General features: G+C 72.0%; 15 protein-coding genes. 11 read left to right on the plus strand and 4 right to left on the minus strand.

The annotated features are described in order from the left end of the window. Positions 1-1,337, minus strand: a 1,337-nt coding sequence (locus tag J1C73_RS09520; RefSeq protein WP_307797642.1) for an aldehyde dehydrogenase family protein, incomplete at its 3' end; no start/stop codon positions are given. A 217-nt stretch (positions 1,338-1,554) separates the two neighbouring features. On the opposite strand from J1C73_RS09520, the gene J1C73_RS09525 reads away from it, so the two are divergent. The 11 genes from J1C73_RS09525 to J1C73_RS09575 all read left to right on the plus strand — a co-directional run bounded on the left by J1C73_RS09525 (position 1,555) and on the right by J1C73_RS09575 (position 11,979). Next, positions 1,555-2,325 carry an IclR family transcriptional regulator gene (locus tag J1C73_RS09525; protein ID WP_207315946.1) on the plus strand — a complete coding sequence of 257 codons (771 nt, stop codon included), beginning with the start codon at positions 1,555-1,557 and terminating at the stop codon, positions 2,323-2,325. Between the two features lie 2 nt (positions 2,326-2,327). Further along, a complete protein-coding gene (locus tag J1C73_RS09530) occupies positions 2,328-2,801 on the plus strand; it encodes a GNAT family N-acetyltransferase (protein ID WP_207315947.1) in 474 nt (157 codons plus the stop codon). Positions 2,802-2,891: 90 nt separating this feature from the next. Further along, positions 2,892-3,902 (plus strand): hypothetical protein, encoded by a 1,011-nt coding sequence (locus tag J1C73_RS09535; RefSeq protein WP_207315948.1) that lies wholly within the window; start codon positions 2,892-2,894, stop codon positions 3,900-3,902. Next, entirely contained in the window at positions 3,899-5,149 is a 1,251-nt protein-coding gene (locus J1C73_RS09540) for a sensor histidine kinase (protein WP_307797641.1), read from the plus strand. The genes J1C73_RS09535 and J1C73_RS09540 overlap by 4 nt, the downstream gene beginning before the upstream one ends. Further along, the gene (locus J1C73_RS09545; protein WP_123469169.1) at positions 5,146-5,805 is read left to right on the plus strand and encodes a response regulator transcription factor; all 660 of its coding nucleotides are present in this window, start codon (positions 5,146-5,148) and stop codon (positions 5,803-5,805) included. The genes J1C73_RS09540 and J1C73_RS09545 overlap by 4 nt, the downstream gene beginning before the upstream one ends. An 89-nt stretch (positions 5,806-5,894) precedes the next feature. Continuing rightward, positions 5,895-7,346 (plus strand): peptidoglycan D,D-transpeptidase FtsI family protein, encoded by a 1,452-nt coding sequence (locus J1C73_RS09550; protein ID WP_207315949.1) that lies wholly within the window; start codon positions 5,895-5,897, stop codon positions 7,344-7,346. A gap of 235 nt (positions 7,347-7,581) precedes the next feature. Next, positions 7,582-8,157, plus strand: a complete 576-nt coding sequence (locus J1C73_RS09555; protein WP_207315950.1) for a SigE family RNA polymerase sigma factor — start codon at positions 7,582-7,584, stop codon at positions 8,155-8,157. After that, on the plus strand, positions 8,157-8,873 hold the full coding sequence (locus J1C73_RS09560; RefSeq protein ID WP_207315951.1) for a hypothetical protein: 717 nt from the start codon (positions 8,157-8,159) through the stop codon (positions 8,871-8,873). Before J1C73_RS09555 ends, J1C73_RS09560 begins: the two co-directional genes overlap by 1 nt. Before the next feature lie 274 nt (positions 8,874-9,147). Then, a complete protein-coding gene (locus J1C73_RS09565) occupies positions 9,148-9,357 on the plus strand; it encodes a ferredoxin (RefSeq protein ID WP_123469173.1) in 210 nt (69 codons plus the stop codon). Continuing rightward, on the plus strand, positions 9,347-10,750 hold the full coding sequence (locus J1C73_RS09570) for an NAD(P)/FAD-dependent oxidoreductase (RefSeq protein ID WP_207315952.1): 1,404 nt from the start codon (positions 9,347-9,349) through the stop codon (positions 10,748-10,750). Before J1C73_RS09565 ends, J1C73_RS09570 begins: the two co-directional genes overlap by 11 nt. Then, a complete protein-coding gene (locus tag J1C73_RS09575) occupies positions 10,747-11,979 on the plus strand; it encodes a cytochrome P450 (RefSeq protein WP_207315953.1) in 1,233 nt (410 codons plus the stop codon). Before J1C73_RS09570 ends, J1C73_RS09575 begins: the two co-directional genes overlap by 4 nt. A gap of 56 nt (positions 11,980-12,035) precedes the next feature. On the opposite strand, the gene J1C73_RS09580 is transcribed toward J1C73_RS09575, so the two are convergent. The 3 genes from J1C73_RS09580 to J1C73_RS09590 form a co-directional block, all read right to left on the minus strand. Next, positions 12,036-13,397, minus strand: coding sequence for a pectate lyase family protein (locus tag J1C73_RS09580; protein WP_207315954.1), 1,362 nt, complete (start codon positions 13,395-13,397; stop codon positions 12,036-12,038). 115 nt (positions 13,398-13,512) lie between these two features. Continuing rightward, positions 13,513-14,847, minus strand: a complete 1,335-nt coding sequence (locus J1C73_RS09585) for an ABC transporter substrate-binding protein (RefSeq protein WP_207315955.1) — start codon at positions 14,845-14,847, stop codon at positions 13,513-13,515. Then, positions 14,844-16,475 (minus strand): glycoside hydrolase family 43 protein, encoded by a 1,632-nt coding sequence (locus tag J1C73_RS09590; RefSeq protein ID WP_207315957.1) that lies wholly within the window; start codon positions 16,473-16,475, stop codon positions 14,844-14,846. Before J1C73_RS09590 ends, J1C73_RS09585 begins: the two co-directional genes overlap by 4 nt. Between the last annotated feature and the right edge of the window lie 39 nt (positions 16,476-16,514).

Below are 16,514 nucleotides of genomic sequence, written 5' to 3' on the forward strand. Positions count from 1 at the left end.
GCGGTGGCGCCGACCGAGGTGGAGGTGGAGGTGGAGGCCGGGTAGGGGCCGCCGTGCTGCTGGGCGGGGGCGACGGCGACGCCGGTCGGCCAGCCGTTGACCAGGACGCGTCCGGCCAGCGGGGTGAGCGCGGCGAGGAGTGCGGCGGCGCTGCCGTCGGCCTCCTCGGTGGCGATCTGGAGGGTGGCGGTGAGGTTGCCGGGCAGCCGGGAGAGGACCGCGGTGATCTCGTCCTGGGAGGTGTATCGGGCCACGACGGTGACCGGGCCGAAGCACTCCTCCAGCAGGGCGTCGTGCGGGCCCTCGGTGGTGAGCAGTGCCGCCGGTACGGTCAGGAAGCCGGCCGCGACGGTGTGTTCGCCGCCCGCGCCGGGGGTGACCGGGGCTTCCACGTCCGGGAGTCCGGCGCGTTCGCGCACTCCGGCGAGGAAGGCGTCGCGCATCCGGTGGTCGAGCAGGACGCCCGCCTCGGTGTCGCTGACCGCCTCGGTGAGCGACTTCAGCAGCCGGTCGCCGGTCTCGCCCGCGGGGGCCAGGACGAATCCGGGCTTGGTGCAGAACTGGCCGGCGCCCATGGTCATCGAGCCCGCGAGACCGGCACCGATCTGCTCGCCGCGCTCGGCGGCGGCCGCCTCGGTGACGACGACGGGGTTGAGGGAGCCGAGCTCGCCGTGGAACGGGATGGGGGCGGGCCGGGCCGCCGCCGCGTCGAAGAGGGCGCGTCCGCCGCGCACCGAGCCGGTGAAGCCGGCGGCGCTGACGAGCGGGTGGCGGACCAGTTCGACGCCCGCCTCGAAACCGTGCACCAGGATCAGGACGTCCTCGGGGAGTCCGACCTGGGCGGCGGCCCTGCGCAGCACGGAGGCGCAGAGTTCGGAGGTCGCCGGGTGGTCGGGGTGCGCCTTGACGACGACGGGGCAGCCGGCCGCGAGGGCGCTGGCGGTGTCGCCGCCGGGGACGGAGAAGGCGAGCGGGAAGTTGCTGGCCGCGTAGACGGCGACGACGCCGAGCGGGATCTTGTAGCGGCGCAGGTCGGGCCACGGCGGGGTGCGGGTGGCATCCTCGTGGTCGATGTGGATGTCGAGGAACGCGCCCTCGTCCACGACCTCCGCGAAGGCCCTCAACTGGGCTGCCGTGCGCGCGAGTTCGCCGGTGAGCCGGGCCGGGCCGAGCGCCGTCTCGGCGTCGGCGGCCTCGATGACGTGCTCGCCCGCCTCGGCGAGCAGATCGGCCGCTGTGCGCAGGAACGCGGCGCGCACGGTGCGGTCGGCGAGCGAGGCCCGTACGGCGTGGGCGGCCCGGACCGCCCGGTCGACCTCCTCCGCTGTAGCCTCCACCGCAACCTGCTCACGCGGGTTCCCGGTGCGGGGGTCGACGCTCCAGACTGGTGCTGCTGCCACCGTGTTTCCTTCCGCTCCACTGCCACACATCAGAAGTTGTTCGGTATTCTGAACAGAGTTCCTGATCGTGAATATGAAGCGACTCTATTTCCGGGCGTTCGGTGTTGGCAAGAAGTCGCAGGTTTCGTAAGTGGGCTGGAAGGGGCGTAGGGCGATGTCGGTTGCCGAGTCTGGTGGGGCACAGGTCAAGTCCGCGGTACGGACGGTGGAGCTGCTGGAGTACTTCGCCGGACGGCCGGGCATGCACTCGCTCGCCGCGGTGCAGGAGGCCGTCGGCTACCCCAAGTCCAGCCTCTACATGCTGTTGCGCACCCTGGTCGAGCTGGGCTGGGTGGAGACGGACGCGACCGGGACGCGGTACGGGATCGGCGTACGGGCGCTGCTGGTCGGCACCTCGTACATCGACGGCGACGAGGTGGTGGCGGCTTCCCGCCCCACCCTGGACCGGCTCTCGGACGACACCACGGAGACCATCCACCTGGCCCGTCTCGACGGGACGAACGTGGTGTACCTCGCCACCCGCCAGTCCCAGCACTATCTGCGCCCCTTCACCCGTGTCGGCCGCAGGCTGCCCGCGCACTCCACCTCGCTCGGCAAGGCGCTGCTGGCCACCCACAGCGACGAGCAGGTGCGCAAGATGCTGCCCGAGACGCTGCCCGCGCTGACCGAGCACACCCTGACCGACCGGGAGAAGCTCATCGAGGAGCTGCACCTGATCCGCGAGCAGGGATACGCGGTGGACCGCGAGGAGAACACCCTGGGGCTGCGCTGCTTCGGCGTCGCGATCCCGTACCGCACCCCGGCCCGTGACGCCATCAGCTGCTCGGTGCCGGTCGCCCGGCTCACGCCCGCGCACGAGCAGATGGTCAAGGACGCGCTGTTCGACGCCCGCGACCGGCTGACGCTCGCGACCCGGAGGCTCTGACCGTGGATGTCTCGCTGCGCCCGGTGCGGGACGGCGATCTTCCGCTTTTCTTCGCCTGGATGGCCGACCCGGAGTCGGTCCGCACGGCCGCCTTCACCGCCGAGGACCCCACCGACCGGCACGCGTTCGACGCGCACTGGAGCCGCGTCCTGGCCGACGCGTCGGTCGTGATGTGCACCGTGCTCGCCGACGGTGCGGTGGTCGGCAACGCCGGGGTCTACGGACCGCCGGACAGCCGCCAGGTCACCTACTGGATCGACCGGGCGCACTGGGGCCGCGGACTGGCCACCGCGGCGCTGCGGGCGCTTCTCGGCTCCGTATCCGAGCGCCCGCTGTACGCACGTGCCGCGGCCGACAACACGGGGTCGCGGCGGGTACTGGAGAAGTGCGGGTTCACCGTGACGGGCAAGGACCACGGCTACGCGCACGCCCGCGGCGAGGAGACGGACGAACTGCTGTTCACCCTGCCCGGATGAGGACTCGGCGGTCCGCCTCCGCCGCGCGGCGGAGGCGGATCACCGCCCGGCATGACGTGCGCGTGCCGCCCGCGCGGAAGCGTGGACGGCATGACACAGACACCGCTCGCACCGGCCCCGGCACCGGTCACCGGCCGGCTCCGCAGCTGGCTCCGCACCCTCGCGATCATCTCCTGCCTGCCCTACATCGTGCTCAAGGCCGCCTGGATCGCGGGCAGCCACCTCGGGATGCCCGACGGCAGCTCACTGCTCGACCACCGCACCACGATGATCGTCGCCAACAGCGGTTCGGTCCTGATGGACAGCGCGGTCGTGGTCATCGCCCTGCTGCTCACCCAGGCCTGGGGCCGGCGCGTGCCCGCCTGGCTGCTCGTCCTGCCGATGTGGGTGGCGACCGGTCTGCTGCTGCCGATCATGACCGGCTATCCGCTTCAGCTGCTGGTCCAGGCCCTGGGCGGTGAGATCACCGGCAGCGGCGGCTCCGCCCGGCCCTTCCTGGACGAATGGGTCTTCGCCGTCGTCTACACCGGCTTCATCATCCAGGGCCTGACCCTGGGCACCCTCTTCGCGCTGTACGCGAAGGACCGCTGGGGCCACCTCTGGCAGGGCACGCTGCGCGAGCTGCCCGCCGGCCCCACGGCCCCCGCTCTGAGGGCGGCCGCCGTCGCCGCCTCGCTGGTCGCCCTGATCCCCGGCACCATGCATCTGCTCTGGGCCGCCGGATCGACCGCCGGGCTCAACGAGGCCCTGATCGCGGAGAGCAACAGCGGCTCCCGCGTCGTCGACGCGGTCGATGTCCTCTTCACCGCCGCCGCCGTCGCCGGGGTCGTGCTCCTCGCCTTCCGCCGGAACTCCGCGCTGCCGCTGCGGGTGCCGCTCGCGCTGGCCTGGGGCGGCTCCGCCGCGGTGGGCTGCTGGGGCGGCTGGATGGGCCTCGCCGCGCTGAGCAACGTCGACGACATAGCCCATCGACCCACCCCCGCCGTGGTGCTGACCTACGCTGTGCAGATGCTGGTCGGAACGCTGGTGGTGACCCTGGGCGCGTACTTCCTGACCGAGCGCGCGGCCGGTACGCGGCCGCCGTCCGGCCTCCGGGCGTGACGCCGCTGCTCGGGCGGCGGGCCCGGCTGCGCTGGCTCCATCTGATCATCGGCGGCGCCCTGTTGATGCCGTACTTCCTGGTCGGCACGGTGATCGTCGGCTCGTACCGTGCGGACGCCAATGTCTTCAGCTCACCCGTCAGCCAGCTGACCGCCTTCGGCTTCGCCCTGCCGATGGCCGCGGTGACCGCGCTCTTCCCGCTCGCCCGGCCGCTGTCGGTGGCCGCCGCCCGCGCCCTGTGCGGTCTGCCGCCGGACCGGCCGCTCGCCGACGGGCCGGCCAGGACGCGGCAGGCGCGGGTCCGCGCGGCGCTCTGGTACACCCTGCACGTGGCGCTCGGCGGCATCATCAGCGGCATGACGCTGGCGCTGACCCCGTTCGCCGTCGGTGTGACCGTGCTGCCGTTCCTCTCGACCGTGCGCGACTCCCCGGCGCTGGACGTGCCGCAGGCGCTGGACCGGCCGTGGCTCCTGGCCCTGGCACCGCTCGCCGGGATCGCGATGCTGGCGGCGATGGCCGGCTGTGCGGCGGCGGCCGGGGCGCTGCTGGCGAACCGGGCGCCGGTGCTGCTGGGGCCGACCCCCGACGACCGGCTGGCCGCCGCCGAACGCCGGGCGGCCGGTCTCGCGGTACGCAACCAACTGGCCCGGGAACTGCACGACTCGGTCGGCCACGCGCTCAGCGCCGTCACCCTCCAGGCGGGCGCGGCCCGCAGAGTGCTGGACAGCGACCCGGAGTTCGTCCGCGAGGCGCTGACCGCGATCGAGGAGACGACGCGGCGCACGGTCGGCGAGCTCGACTCGGTGCTCGGGCTGCTGCGGCACGGCGCCGAGGACGCCGCCGCTCCGGCGGGCCCGGGGCTCGACGCGCTGGACGGACTGCTGGCGCGTTGCGGGGTGCCCGTCTCGTACACCGCCGAGGGCGACCAGGGCGCGGTGGCCGAGGCCGTGGCGCGCGAGGCGTACCGGATCGTGCAGGAGGGGCTGAGCAACGCGCTGCGGCACGGCGGGCGCGGTGCGCCGGTCCGGTTGCGGATCACGGTGCGCACGGAGGAACTGGAGATCGTCATGGACAGTCCGCTGCCCGAGCGGCCGCCCCCGCTGCGCCCCGGTGGCGGCCACGGGCTGCCCGGCATCGCCGAGCGCGCCGTACTGCTCGGCGGCCGGACCGGGGCCGGACCGCACGACGGCGGGTGGCGGCTGACCGCCTGCCTCCCCCTGCGCACTCCCGGAAGGGGGCGGCCATGAGCACGTCGGTCCGGGTCGTCGTCGCCGACGACGAGCGCATGGTCCGTACCGCCCTGCGGGTCATCCTGGACGCCGAGAGCGGACTGGAGGTCGTCGGCGAGGCCTCGACCGGCGCCGAGGCGGTCTCCGTGGTGCGCGAACTGCGCCCCGACGTGGTGCTGATGGATGTGCGGATGCCGGAGACCGACGGTATCCGGGCCACCGAGCTGATCCTGGCCACGCTCGACCCGGCCCCCCGCATCATCGTCGTCACCACCTTCGAACACGACTCCTACGTGTACGAGGCGCTGCGCGCCGGGGCCGCCGGCTTCCTCCTCAAGCGGGCCGCGGCCGAGGAACTGGTGCAGGCGGTGCGGCTGGTGGCCCGCAGCGACTCGCTGCTCTTCCCCGCGGCGGTACGGGGCCTGGCGGCCGAGTACGGGAGGCGGCAGCCGTCCGCCGCACCCGCCTGGGTGGCCCGGCTCACCGACCGGGAGTCGGACGTCCTGCGGCTGATGGCGGCCGGGCTCACCAACGCGGAGATCGCCGCGCGGCTGCGGGTGGGCCCGGCGACGGCGAAGACCCATGTGGCGGGCGTCCTCGCGAAGACCGGTGCCCGGGACCGCACCCAGGCGGTCATCGCGGCCTACGAGTCGGGGTTCATCACCCCGGGCTGAGCCGGGGACACGGCGGCGACGATGAGGAATGGGTGAGAAGCGGCACAACCGGGAACGGCGCGCCGCACCCCGCACGTCCCCTGTACGGGATGAACAAGACCATAAGGCGCGCCTCGGTCTTCTGCCTGCTGCTGGTCCTCGCCCTGCTGGGGCGGGCGACCTGGCTGCAGGCGTACCAGGCACGGGCGCTCGCAGACAACGACCACAACCGGCGGAACACCATCGCGCAGTACGCGCAGCCGCTCGGGGACATCATCGTGGCCGGCTCGCCGGTCACCGGATCGAAGAGGACGGAGGGAAGCGATCTCGCGTACAAGCGCACCTACAAGCAGGACGGCCTCTACGCCGCCGTCACCGGATACAGCTCACAGGCCTACGGCTCGACCCAGCTCGAAGGGATCTACAGCCATGTGCTGGACGGCACCGACGACCGGCTGAAGAACCCCCTGAACGTGGTGACAGGCGAGAAGGCCGATCCGGGCAGTGTGCTCACCACGATCGATCCGGACGTGCAGAAGGCGGCGCACGACGCCCTCGGTGACGACAAGGGCGCGGCCGTGGCGATCGACCCGAAGAGCGGGCAGATCCTGGGGATGGTCTCCTCGCCCTCCTACGACCCGTCCGACATCAGCGGGACGACGGACGGCGACACCTGGAAGAAGCTGCTCGCGGACCCGGACAAGCCACTGGTCAACCGCGCACTGCGGCAGCCGCTGGCGCCCGGTTCGACGTTCAAGCTGGTGGTGGCGTCCGCCGCGCTGGAGAACGGGCTGTACAGCTCGGTCGACGAGGCCACGAAGAGTCCGATGCCCTACACGCTGCCCGGCACCAGCACCCCCCTGAAGAACGAGAGCGCCTCCGCCCCCTGCGAGAACGCGACGCTGCGCGTGGCGCTCCAGTACTCGTGCAACAACGTCTTCGGCAAGGTCGCCGCCGATCTCGGCCAGGACAAGGTGCGGGCGATGGCCGAGAAGTTCGGCTTCAACAGGGAGGACCTCGATGTGCCGGTCAGGGCCTACAAGAGCGTCTACCCGGCCAAGATGGACGACGCGCAGACGGCACTGACGGGCATCGGCCAGTTCGAGGTCACCGCGACCCCGCTCCAGATGGCGATGGTCTCCGCGACCCTCGCCAACGGCGGTGAGCTGGCCGCACCGCACATGGTCTCCAAGGTGACGGACTCCGAGGGCGGCACGCTGGAGGACTTCGCGGACGGCGACATGAAGCGCGTCGTCTCCGAGTCCACCGCCAAGCAGCTGCGCAGCGCGATGGTGACCGTCGTGGAGCAGGGCACCGGCACCAACGCCCGGATCGGCGGCGCCGAGGTGGGCGGCAAGACGGGGACCGCGGAGAACGGCGTGGGCAACAGCAACACCCCGTACGCCTGGTTCACCTCGTACGCGAAGGACAGGTCCAGCGGCCAGGAGGTCGCGGTCGCCGTGATCGTGGAGGACTCCGGTTCGGCGGCGTCGGAGGTCAGCGGCAACGGCCTCGCGGCCCCGATCGCCCAGAAGATGATGAAAGCCGCGCTCCAGCGGTAACCGGAGGAACACGACGCCCCGGCACCCGGATTCCGGGTGCCGGGGCGTTCGCCGTGTCCCGGCCCCTTCAGCTTTTCGCCGTGTTACGCCTTACTTGGTTACGCACCCGTGTCGAAGCGCTTCCGGGGTGCGCTGGTACGCTCTCGCCCGCCCGCACACCGTGGGCGGCGTCCGGGAACGTACACAGCCGGGACCGGCACCCGCACCGGCATTCGAGCGCAGGGATGAGGTAGCTGTGGGCACATCCATCGACGCCGACGATGCCGCTGCCGCCGAGTTCCATGAGTTCTTCGAGGCCCATTACGCCGAACTCGCCCGGCTCGCACACCTGCTGACCGGTGAGGCCGACGCCGCCGACGATCTGGCCGCCGACGCCCTGCTGGCGCTCTGGCACCGCTGGGACCGGGTCAGGAACGCCGACCATCCGGTGGCGTACGCGCGCGGGGTGGTCGCCAACCTGGCCAGGACCCGGATCCGCAGCGCGGTGCGCGAACGCCGCCGGATCGCGCTGTTCTGGGCGCCGCGCGGCGGGGACGGATACGCGGTCGACGATCCGGACGTGTCGGCGGTGGTCGACGTCCAGGGGGCGCTGCGCAGGCTGCCGTTCCGCAAGCGCGCCTGTGTCGTGCTGCGGCACGCCTTCGACCTCTCGGAGCGGGACACCTCGCTGGTGCTCGGGATCTCGGTGGGTACGGTGAAGAGCCAGACCTCGCGCGCCGTCGCGGAACTGCAGCGGCTGCTCGGTCCCGATACGCCCGCCGCGCACGTACACGTGGCCGTCGCGGCGCAGCGCACCGGAGGAAGCCAGTGATGGACGAGGAGTTGTCCCGGCGGCTGCGGGGTGCCGCCGAGGCGCACCGCCCGGACCGGGAGCGGATGCGCGCCCGGGTCGAGCGCGGGATGGCCCGGGGCCGCCCCCCGGCGCGTGTCGTGCGCCCGCCGCGTGCCGCGACGCCGTGGCTGCGGGTCGCCGGGGCGACGGCGGCGGTCTGCGGGGTGCTGGCGGTCGGCGCCGTCACCTCCGCCGGCGGGGACGGGCCGCGCGGGGAGCGGGTGGCGGCCCCGCCGGCCTCCACCGCGACGCCGTCCGCCACCGCCACCACGGGCACGGCCCGCGGTGGGCTGCGCACCGAGGACGGCCCGCTGTGGACGGACGGCGCCGTCGACCCGCACAGCAACGCGTACTGGGCGCAGAGCAACGTGACGCTGCGGACGGACGAGCCGCTCTCCTCGCTCACCGTCGAACTGCGGATCGCACTGACCGGCGGGGTGACCAGCACCGGTTCCTGGCGTTCGCTGCCCGAGCGGGACTTCACCGTGTCGGCGACCGAGGACGGCGGCTTCCTCGTCTACCGGTGGGCCCTGAGGCCGGGGCGCACCGTCCCGGCCGGTACGCACACCTTCGCCGGGCAGTACAACCACGCGGAGGGCGAACGGGACGCGTCGGGCGACTACCTGAGCGCGCACGTGGTCCGGGCCTCCGGTCAACGGGCCTCGGTGGGCGACCGGTTCGGCCCGGACCACTGACCGTACGCCACTGAGCGGACGCCTCCGGCCGCACGCCTCGGACCGGACGCCGGGGAGCAGGACACTGATGCGTTGGCGGGCGAGGCGGCGGCCTGGGTGCGCTTCACCTTCGGTGTGTCCCTGTCGCGGCGGACCGCCGCTGTCAGGATTCCGGCCTGCCGGAGGCTTCCCCGTTACCCGGACGGAGGTCCCGCAGTCCTCCCCTGGCCCATCCCGGGCGGCGTCGGCGTGCCGGAGACGGTAGGACGGAGACGACCCAAGGATGTGGACCGGGATGCAGATCGTTGTCGACCTCAACCGCTGCCAGGCGTATGCGCAGTGTGTGTTCATGGCGCCGGAGGTCTTCGAACTCCATGGCGAGGAGACGCTGATGTATCTGCCGGCTGTCCCCCCGGAACAGCAGGAACGCGTGCGGCGGGCAGTGGCGGCCTGCCCGGTTCAGGCCATCCTCCCCGGTGAGCTCGCGAGTGCCGATGACCGGTGAGCCGCGCGGCGGGCGGATCGTCGTCGTCGGGGCGTCGCTGGCCGGGCTGCGGGCGGCCGAGACCCTGCGGGCGAAAGGGTTCGCCGGTGAGCTGACCATCGTCGGGGACGAACCCCGGCCCCCGTACGACAGGCCGCCGCTGTCCAAGCAGGTGCTTCTCGGCCGGGTTCGGGCACAGGACGTCGGTCTGCCGCGCCGCAGGGCGGTGGACGCGCGGTGGCGACTCGGGGTGTCGGCCACCGGCCTCGATCCTTCCGTGAAACGCGTGCTGCTCGCCGATGGCGACCGGCTGCGCTACGACCGGTTGCTGATCGCCACCGGGACCCGGGCACGTCCCTGGCCGCACCCGGAGCAGGCCGCACTGGACGGGGTCCTCACGCTGCGCACCGTCGACGACGCCATCCGGCTGGCCGATCGCCTGGACGCCGGACCCCGCCGGGTCCTGGTGATCGGCGCCGGATTCACCGGGTCGGAGATCGCCTCGGCCTGCCGGGAGCGTGGCCTTGAGGTCACGGTCGTCGAACGGGGGCCCGCACCGCTCGTCGGCGCGCTGGGGGGAAGGCTGGGCGCACTCGCCGCCGACGCGCAGCGCGCACACGGGGTCGACCTGCGCTGTGGGGTGACCGTGAGCGAGCTCCGTGGCACCGACGGCCGTCTCACGGGCGCGGAGCTGTCCGACGGCAGCCGGATCGACGCCGATGTCGCCGTTGTCGCCCTGGGCGCCGTCCGCAACACGGAATGGCTGACCGGGTCGGGGCTCGCGGCCGGTCCCCGGGGCGTGGCCTGTGACGCGGGATGCCGTGCCTTCGACATGTACGGGATCGTGACCGACGACATCTTCGTCGCGGGTGACGTGGCTCGCTTCCCGCATCCTCTCTTCGAGTACCAGATGATCTCCCTCGAACACTGGGGCAACGCGGTCGCCCAGGCCGAGGTGGCCGCCCACAACATGGTCAGCGCGGGGCCGGACAGACGTCCGCACCTGACCGTGCCGGCGTTCTGGTCGAGCCAGTTCGGCCTGAACATCAAGTCCGTGGGTGTGCCGACCTTCTCCGACCAGGTGATGATCGCGCAGGGCTCGCCGCAGGAGGGCCGGCTGGTCGCGGTCTACGGCTACCGGGGACGCGTCACGGCGGCGGTCAGTGTGAACCGCGCGAAATGGCTGGAGCACTACCGGCACCTGATCGAGTCGGGCGCGCCCTTCCCGCCCCGTCCCGGAGCGGCCGACGGCCCGCCGGCCCCCGTGCCCGTCCCCTCCGACGTCCCGGACCCCGCAGCGCTCTCGCACGGTCCCACCGTTGCCCTCACCGGCCATCTGCCCGACCTGCGCCTGGCCGTCGTCCACCGGGGCGGCCCGGTGGACCAGCACCCTCATGACCAGGAGCACCCATGACCTCGGACACCCTCTTCGACCGGATCACCGCCTACGAGCATCGCGCCGATCCCTACCCCCTCTACGCCGAACTGCGCGAGAGCAAGGTCGCACGGCAGCACGACGGCAGCTATCTCGTGGGCACGTACGACGAGATCACCGCCCTGCTCCACGACCCGCGGGTCAGCTCCGACCCCCGCAACCTCACGGACCCGGATGAATCAGTGTTCCGCGACGACAGCCTGCCGCCGGCCTTCATCGGCGTCGACGATCCGGAACACGACCGGCTCCGTCGCCTCGCGATGCGCCCCTTCGGCCCGCCCCACACACCCGGCCGCATCGACGCCCTGCGCGACGACATCACCGCCATCGCCCGTGAACTCATCACCGGACTCCTCGGCAGGGACCACATCGATCTCGTCGACGATTTCGCCTACCCGCTCCCCGTCACCGTCATCTGCCGCCTCCTCGGCGTGCCCCACGACGACATTCCCCGCATGCACGCCTGGACCACCACCATCATCACCAGCCTCGACCTCACACCCGGCCAGGACCGGCACCAAAAGCGGCAGACCGCCCTCGAAGCCCGCAGGCAAATGGCCGGCTACTTCGGAGAACTCGCCCGGAACCGACGCGGTCACCCCAGCGACGACATGCTCTCCGCACTGGTCAACGACTCCGGCTCCGAGGTGCCCCTCACCGAGACGGAGGTGATGACCACAGCGGTGCTGCTCCTCATCGCCGGGCACGAGACCACCGTCAACCTCATCACCAACGGCATGCTCACTCTCCTGCGCCACCCAGAAGAGCTCGCACGGCTGCGCCGCGAGCCCGAACTGATGCCGGCGACGGTGGAGGAACTCCTGCGCTACGAGCCCCCCGTCCAGCTGCTGCCGCGGCGTACCCCGCTCACCGACATCGAGATCGCGGGCACCACCATCCCCAAAGGCGCGACCCTGATCCTCGTCCTCGCCTCCGGGAACCGCGATCCGCTGCGATTCAGCGACCCCGACCGTTTCGATCCGACCCGCCGGGACAACCAGCATCTCGGCTTCGGCAGTGGGGTCCACAACTGCTACGGCGCACCGCTGGCCCGCGTCGAGACCCAGATCGCGTTGACCGAACTCCTCCGCAGCCTTGGTCCTCTCCAGCTGGCCGCGGACCCGCCTCCGTACCGCCGCAGCCCGGTCCTCCGCGGCCCCCGCCACCTGCTGGTCGCGCAGGGACCAGGGACCTCGTCCGCCCCTTGACCCTCTCGCTCCCCTGTCCGGACAGGGAGCGACGCCCGCGGAGGGCACGGTACGGATCAGCGCAGGCGGCCCGCCCCGGCTCCCCGGTCGACGATGCCCGGGACGGCGTGCGGGTTGTCGATCCGGGTGCGCAGGACCGGGGTCCAGCCGGCGCCCCGGGTGAGCTGCTCCTCGGGGACGCCCGCGTTGTGGACGGCGATGAGGTCGGTCCTGCGGCCGTTCACGTAGTTGTCCTCGGCGGTGATCGGGGAGTCCTTCCACTTCTTGATGACGGTGGCCGGGTCGACCTGCGCGGCCAGTGTGAAGGCGTTGTGCTCGGCGACGATCCGGGACTCCATTCCCACGCCGTAGCTGTAGCCGTAGATGCTGCCCGCGGTCGCGACGAAATGGTTGTTGTACGAGTCGACGGCGCCGAAGCGGACCCGGGGCGCGCGCTCGTTGAGGTCCTGGAAGAGGTTGTGGTGCAGGGTGACGCGGAGCTTGCCGCGGTCGACGGCGGCGGTGGCCGCGCTGTCGCTGTTGCCGATGAGCATGGTCTTGTCGTGGTTCTTGAGGATGTTCCAGGAGACGGTGACGAGGTCGGCGCCGCGCACGATGTCGAAGAGCCCGTCGTGCTGCTGGAACAACTGGCCGTAGTGGCGCGGCTGGTCGGAGTCGCGGCGGTCGCCGTCGCTGAAGGTGTTGTGGTCGACCCAGACGTGGCTGGAGCCGGTGACGACGAGATTGTCGTACTCGGAGTTCCAGGCACCCTTCTCGGTGTCGGTGGGGTCCCACTGCGGGAAGCAGTCGTAGGTGTCCTCGAAGGAGATGTTGCGGACGATGACGTTCGAGACGTTCCGCACCTGAAGGCTGGCGCCGATCACGGTGGCATCGTCGCCGACACCGACGATGGTGGTGTTGGAGGGGACGCCGACCTCGACGGCGGCCTTCTGGAGCGCGGCGGAGGCGAGTCGGGCCTCCTCCAGGGGTCCGCTGGGTACTTCCGTGGTGCCCCAGGTCGCCGGGTCGTAGGCGGCGAGGTACTTGTCCAGGGTGTAGCCGTCGGACTGGTAGGCCTCGCAGCCGATCGGGTCGCCGGCCGCGTCGGCGTTGCCGTGAATGGTGCCCTCGATCCGGACGATCTTGGGCGCGTCGCCCGCGTCCGCGAAGGCGGCGATGAGTTCGGCCCGGTCGGAGACGGTGTAGATGTGGTCGCGGGTCGCCTTGGCGCCACCGGTGGTGGAGCCCTCGGCGGCGGCCCAGCCGTCGCCCCCGGCGAGTGCGGCACGCTCGATGCCGCTGTGCCGGGGAGCGGGGTGGCCGTGGCCGGGGCCCCGGTGGTGTCCGGTGGCCTGGGCGGGCACGGACACGGCGAGGGCCAGTGAGGCGCCGCCCATCACCAGAGCAATGGCGCGAGCATGACACATGCGTGCGGGCATGGCGGATCCTTCGAGGGTGAGTCGGTGGGTGACGGATTCGTGCTGTGGCGCTGTGGAGCGGTCAGGCCGGCGGCCAGGTGATCCACTCGGTCACCGGGGTGCCGGCCCGGCCGGATCAGCCGTTGCCGATCTCCTTCCACTCCGCCTGGGCCTTGTTCAGCTCTTCGGCGATCTTGTCCAGGAAGGCCTTGGCCGTGACCTTGCCGAGCAGCAGCTTCTGGAACTCCGGCTCGTTGTCCGCCTTGCTGATGTTGTTCCAGTCGGGCAGGTAGTACGGCAGCTGCACGATCTTGGTGGAGCCGTCGGTGAGGGCCTTCGCGGCGAGCTCGGTCGGCTCGGCCGTGCTGATCCACGGGTCCTTGGCGGCCTCGGTGTTGGCCGGGATGGCGCCCGCGGACTCGTTCCACTTGCTGTTCGACGCGTGCGAGGCGGCGAACTCGATGAACTTCCAGGCGGCCGTCTTGTTCTTGCTCGACCGGAACAGGCCGAGGCCGTCGACCGGGTTGGAGACCTGGACCCGGGTGCCGCCGTCGCCGATCGGGTTGGGGATGCCGGCGAACTTCTCCTTGCCCAGCGCCTTCAGGTGGTCCTGGTAGGAGCCGAGGTTGTGGCTGAGCATCCCGATGGTGCCGGTGTCCCACTGGGCGACCATCTTGGTGAAGTCGTTGTTGACGTCGGCGGCGGGCGTCGACTTCTTGTAGAGCGCGGCGTACTTCTCCAGCGCGGCGACGTTCTTCGGGTCGTTGAGGGTCGTCCTGTCGCCGTTCCAGAACTCCGTGATGCCGGACTGGCCGTACGCCGCGTCCATGGCCTGGGCGATGGAACCGGCGCCGCCGCGGATGGTGTAGCCGAACCTGTTCCTCTTGCTGTCGGTGAGCTTGCCGGCCGCCTTGTAGAAGTCGGCCCAGGTGGTGGGTGCTTCGAGGCCCGCGGACTTGAACAGGTCGGTGCGGTACCAGATCGCGCCGTTGTTCGCGGAGGTCGGCACCGTGTACATGTCGTCGCCCCGGCCGCCCGCGTCCTTGACGCTCTCGACCATGCCCTCGACGAGCTTGCCCTTCAGGGCGGAGCTCTTGATCCGGTCGGTGAGCGGGTCGAGTGCCTCCTGCGAGACCATGTTGGCGAGGTAGGCCGTGCCCACGCCGCCCACGTCCGGCAGTCCGCCGCCCGCGATGGCCGTGTCGTACTTGGACTGCACGTCGGCGATCGGGATCGGCACGTACGTGACCTTGATGTCCGGGTTCGCCTTTTCGAAATCCTTGATGATCTCGGTCCAGACGGCGGTGCGTGGACCGCCGTTGTTGTCCCAGAAGGTGATTTCGCCCTTGCCGCTGCCCTCGGTGCCGCTCTCGCTGCCGTCGTCACCGCAGGCGGTGGCGGTCAGGGCGAGTACCGCCGCGATGGACACCGCTGCCGCGGCACGCCCCCGCTGCGTCTTCGAGATCTTCATGGTCGGCTCTTCTCTGTCGGTTGTCCGTGTGACGGGTCCGTGTGACGGGTTGCTGCGTGGGGGGCTTCGTACGGTCGGGCGGTGGTGCGGAATCCGGTGAAGCAGGCCGTCCCGGCCGGCCCCGTCCCGGTGGGTGCGGTGGCGAACAGTCCGAGCAGGGCGCCGACCCAGCGCCACGGCGTCGCGGCGAAGACCTGGCCCGAGGGCCTGAACCCGGTCCCGTCCCCGGTGTCGGCGTGGAAGCGGCAGCGGGCCCCGGGGCCGACCTCGATCCGCAGCCGGGCCCGCCCCTCGGGGGCCGGCCTGCTGTGTTCGGCGTCCCGTTCGTGCTCGGCGACCGTCTCCGCGTACCGGTGCACGAGCCGTACGCCCTCGCCCCGCGACCGCTCCAGGCCGATCCAGCCGAACGCGTCCCCGAGCACGGCGAGTCCCGCCTTGGCGCCCGGTTCCTCGCTGCCGAGGGAGACCTCCACCTCGGCGGTGAACGTCTCGGCGGGCAGCCGCTGGACCAGCACGTTGGGCAGGGCCCGCAGATCGTGCGCGTACGCGGTCCGTACGCAGCTGAGCCGCAGCCCGTCCCCGCCGTGCTCGACGGTCCAGCCGGGGCGGGGGTTGGCGGTCCACTGCCACTGCCTGCCGTAGCGGCCGCCGGGGAAGCGGTCGTCGCTCGCCGGGGCCTCGGCGGGCTGGCCGGGCGCGGCCGGCTTGCGGTGCACGGATACGGGTTCGCCCGCGTCGCCGATGACCGGCCAGCCCCCGTCCTCGGCATCCCAGCGCATCGGCTGGAGGTGGACGACCCGCCCGTACGCCCCGCGCTCCTGGAAGTGCAGGAACCAGTCCTCGCCCGCCGCGGTGCGGACCCAGCCGCCCTGGTGCGGCCCGTTGACCCCGGTACGGCCCTGGGCGAGGACGACGCGCTCCTCGTACGGTCCGAAGAAGTCGCGGGAGCGGAAGGCGCCCTGCCAGCCCGTCGTCACCCCGCCGGCCGGGGCGAGGATCCAGAACTCGCCGTCGTGCCGGTAGAGCTTGGGGCCCTCCAGGGTGAACCAGCCGGGAATCGTGTCGGCGTCGATCAGGGTCTTGCCCTCGTCGAGCAGCTCCCGGCCGTCGGGGCTCATCCGGTGGCCGGTGAGCCGGTTCTTGATCCCGGAACGGGACTTGGCCCAGGCGTGCACGAGATAGGCCTCGCCGGTCTCCTCGTCCCACAACGGGCAGGCGTCGATCAGTCCCTTGCCCGCCTTCACCAGATGGGGCGCGGTCCACGGGCCGCGGACGTCCTCGGCGCTGATCTGCTGGATGCCGTGGTCGGGGTCGCCCCAGAAGATCCAGAACCGTCCGGCGTGGTGCCGCAGCGACGGCGCCCACACCCCGCGGTCGTGGCGCGGCACGGCGAAGTCGGCGGCGGGTTCGAGGCGGTCCAGGGCATGGCCGATGAGCGACCAGTTCACCAGGTCGCGCGAGTGCAGCAGCGGCAGTCCGGGGACCCGGCCGAAGCTGGAGGCGGTGAGGTAGAAGTCCTCGCCGGCCCGCACCACGTCGGGGTCGGACCAGTCGGCGTTGAGCACCGGGTTGCGGTAGGTGCCGTCGCCGAGGTCCGCGGTCCAGGGCCGTCCGCCGGGGGCGCTCACGCGGTCACCGCCCGGCGGACGTAGGCGGCGGCCGCCGCC

Source organism: Streptomyces laculatispora (assembly GCF_017353455.1).
Lineage (GTDB): Bacteria > Actinomycetota > Actinomycetes > Streptomycetales > Streptomycetaceae > Streptomyces > Streptomyces laculatispora.

Excerpts from the sequence above, each read along its gene's own strand:
- J1C73_RS09525 (WP_207315946.1), top strand. The coding sequence starts at position 1,555 with ATGTCGGTTGCCGAGTCTGGTGGGGCACAGGTCAAGTCCGCGGTACGG.
- J1C73_RS09535 (WP_207315948.1), top strand. The coding sequence starts at position 2,892 with ATGACACAGACACCGCTCGCACCGGCCCCGGCACCGGTCACCGGCCGG.
- J1C73_RS09545 (WP_123469169.1), top strand. The coding sequence starts at position 5,146 with ATGAGCACGTCGGTCCGGGTCGTCGTCGCCGACGACGAGCGCATGGTC.
- J1C73_RS09550 (WP_207315949.1), top strand. The coding sequence starts at position 5,895 with ATGAACAAGACCATAAGGCGCGCCTCGGTCTTCTGCCTGCTGCTGGTC.
- J1C73_RS09560 (WP_207315951.1), top strand. The coding sequence starts at position 8,157 with ATGGACGAGGAGTTGTCCCGGCGGCTGCGGGGTGCCGCCGAGGCGCAC.
- J1C73_RS09565 (WP_123469173.1), top strand. The coding sequence starts at position 9,148 with ATGCAGATCGTTGTCGACCTCAACCGCTGCCAGGCGTATGCGCAGTGT.
- J1C73_RS09570 (WP_207315952.1), top strand. The coding sequence starts at position 9,347 with ATGACCGGTGAGCCGCGCGGCGGGCGGATCGTCGTCGTCGGGGCGTCG.
- J1C73_RS09575 (WP_207315953.1), top strand. The coding sequence starts at position 10,747 with ATGACCTCGGACACCCTCTTCGACCGGATCACCGCCTACGAGCATCGC.
- J1C73_RS09580 (WP_207315954.1), bottom strand. The coding sequence starts at position 13,397 with ATGCCCGCACGCATGTGTCATGCTCGCGCCATTGCTCTGGTGATGGGC.
- J1C73_RS09585 (WP_207315955.1), bottom strand. The coding sequence starts at position 14,847 with ATGAAGATCTCGAAGACGCAGCGGGGGCGTGCCGCGGCAGCGGTGTCC.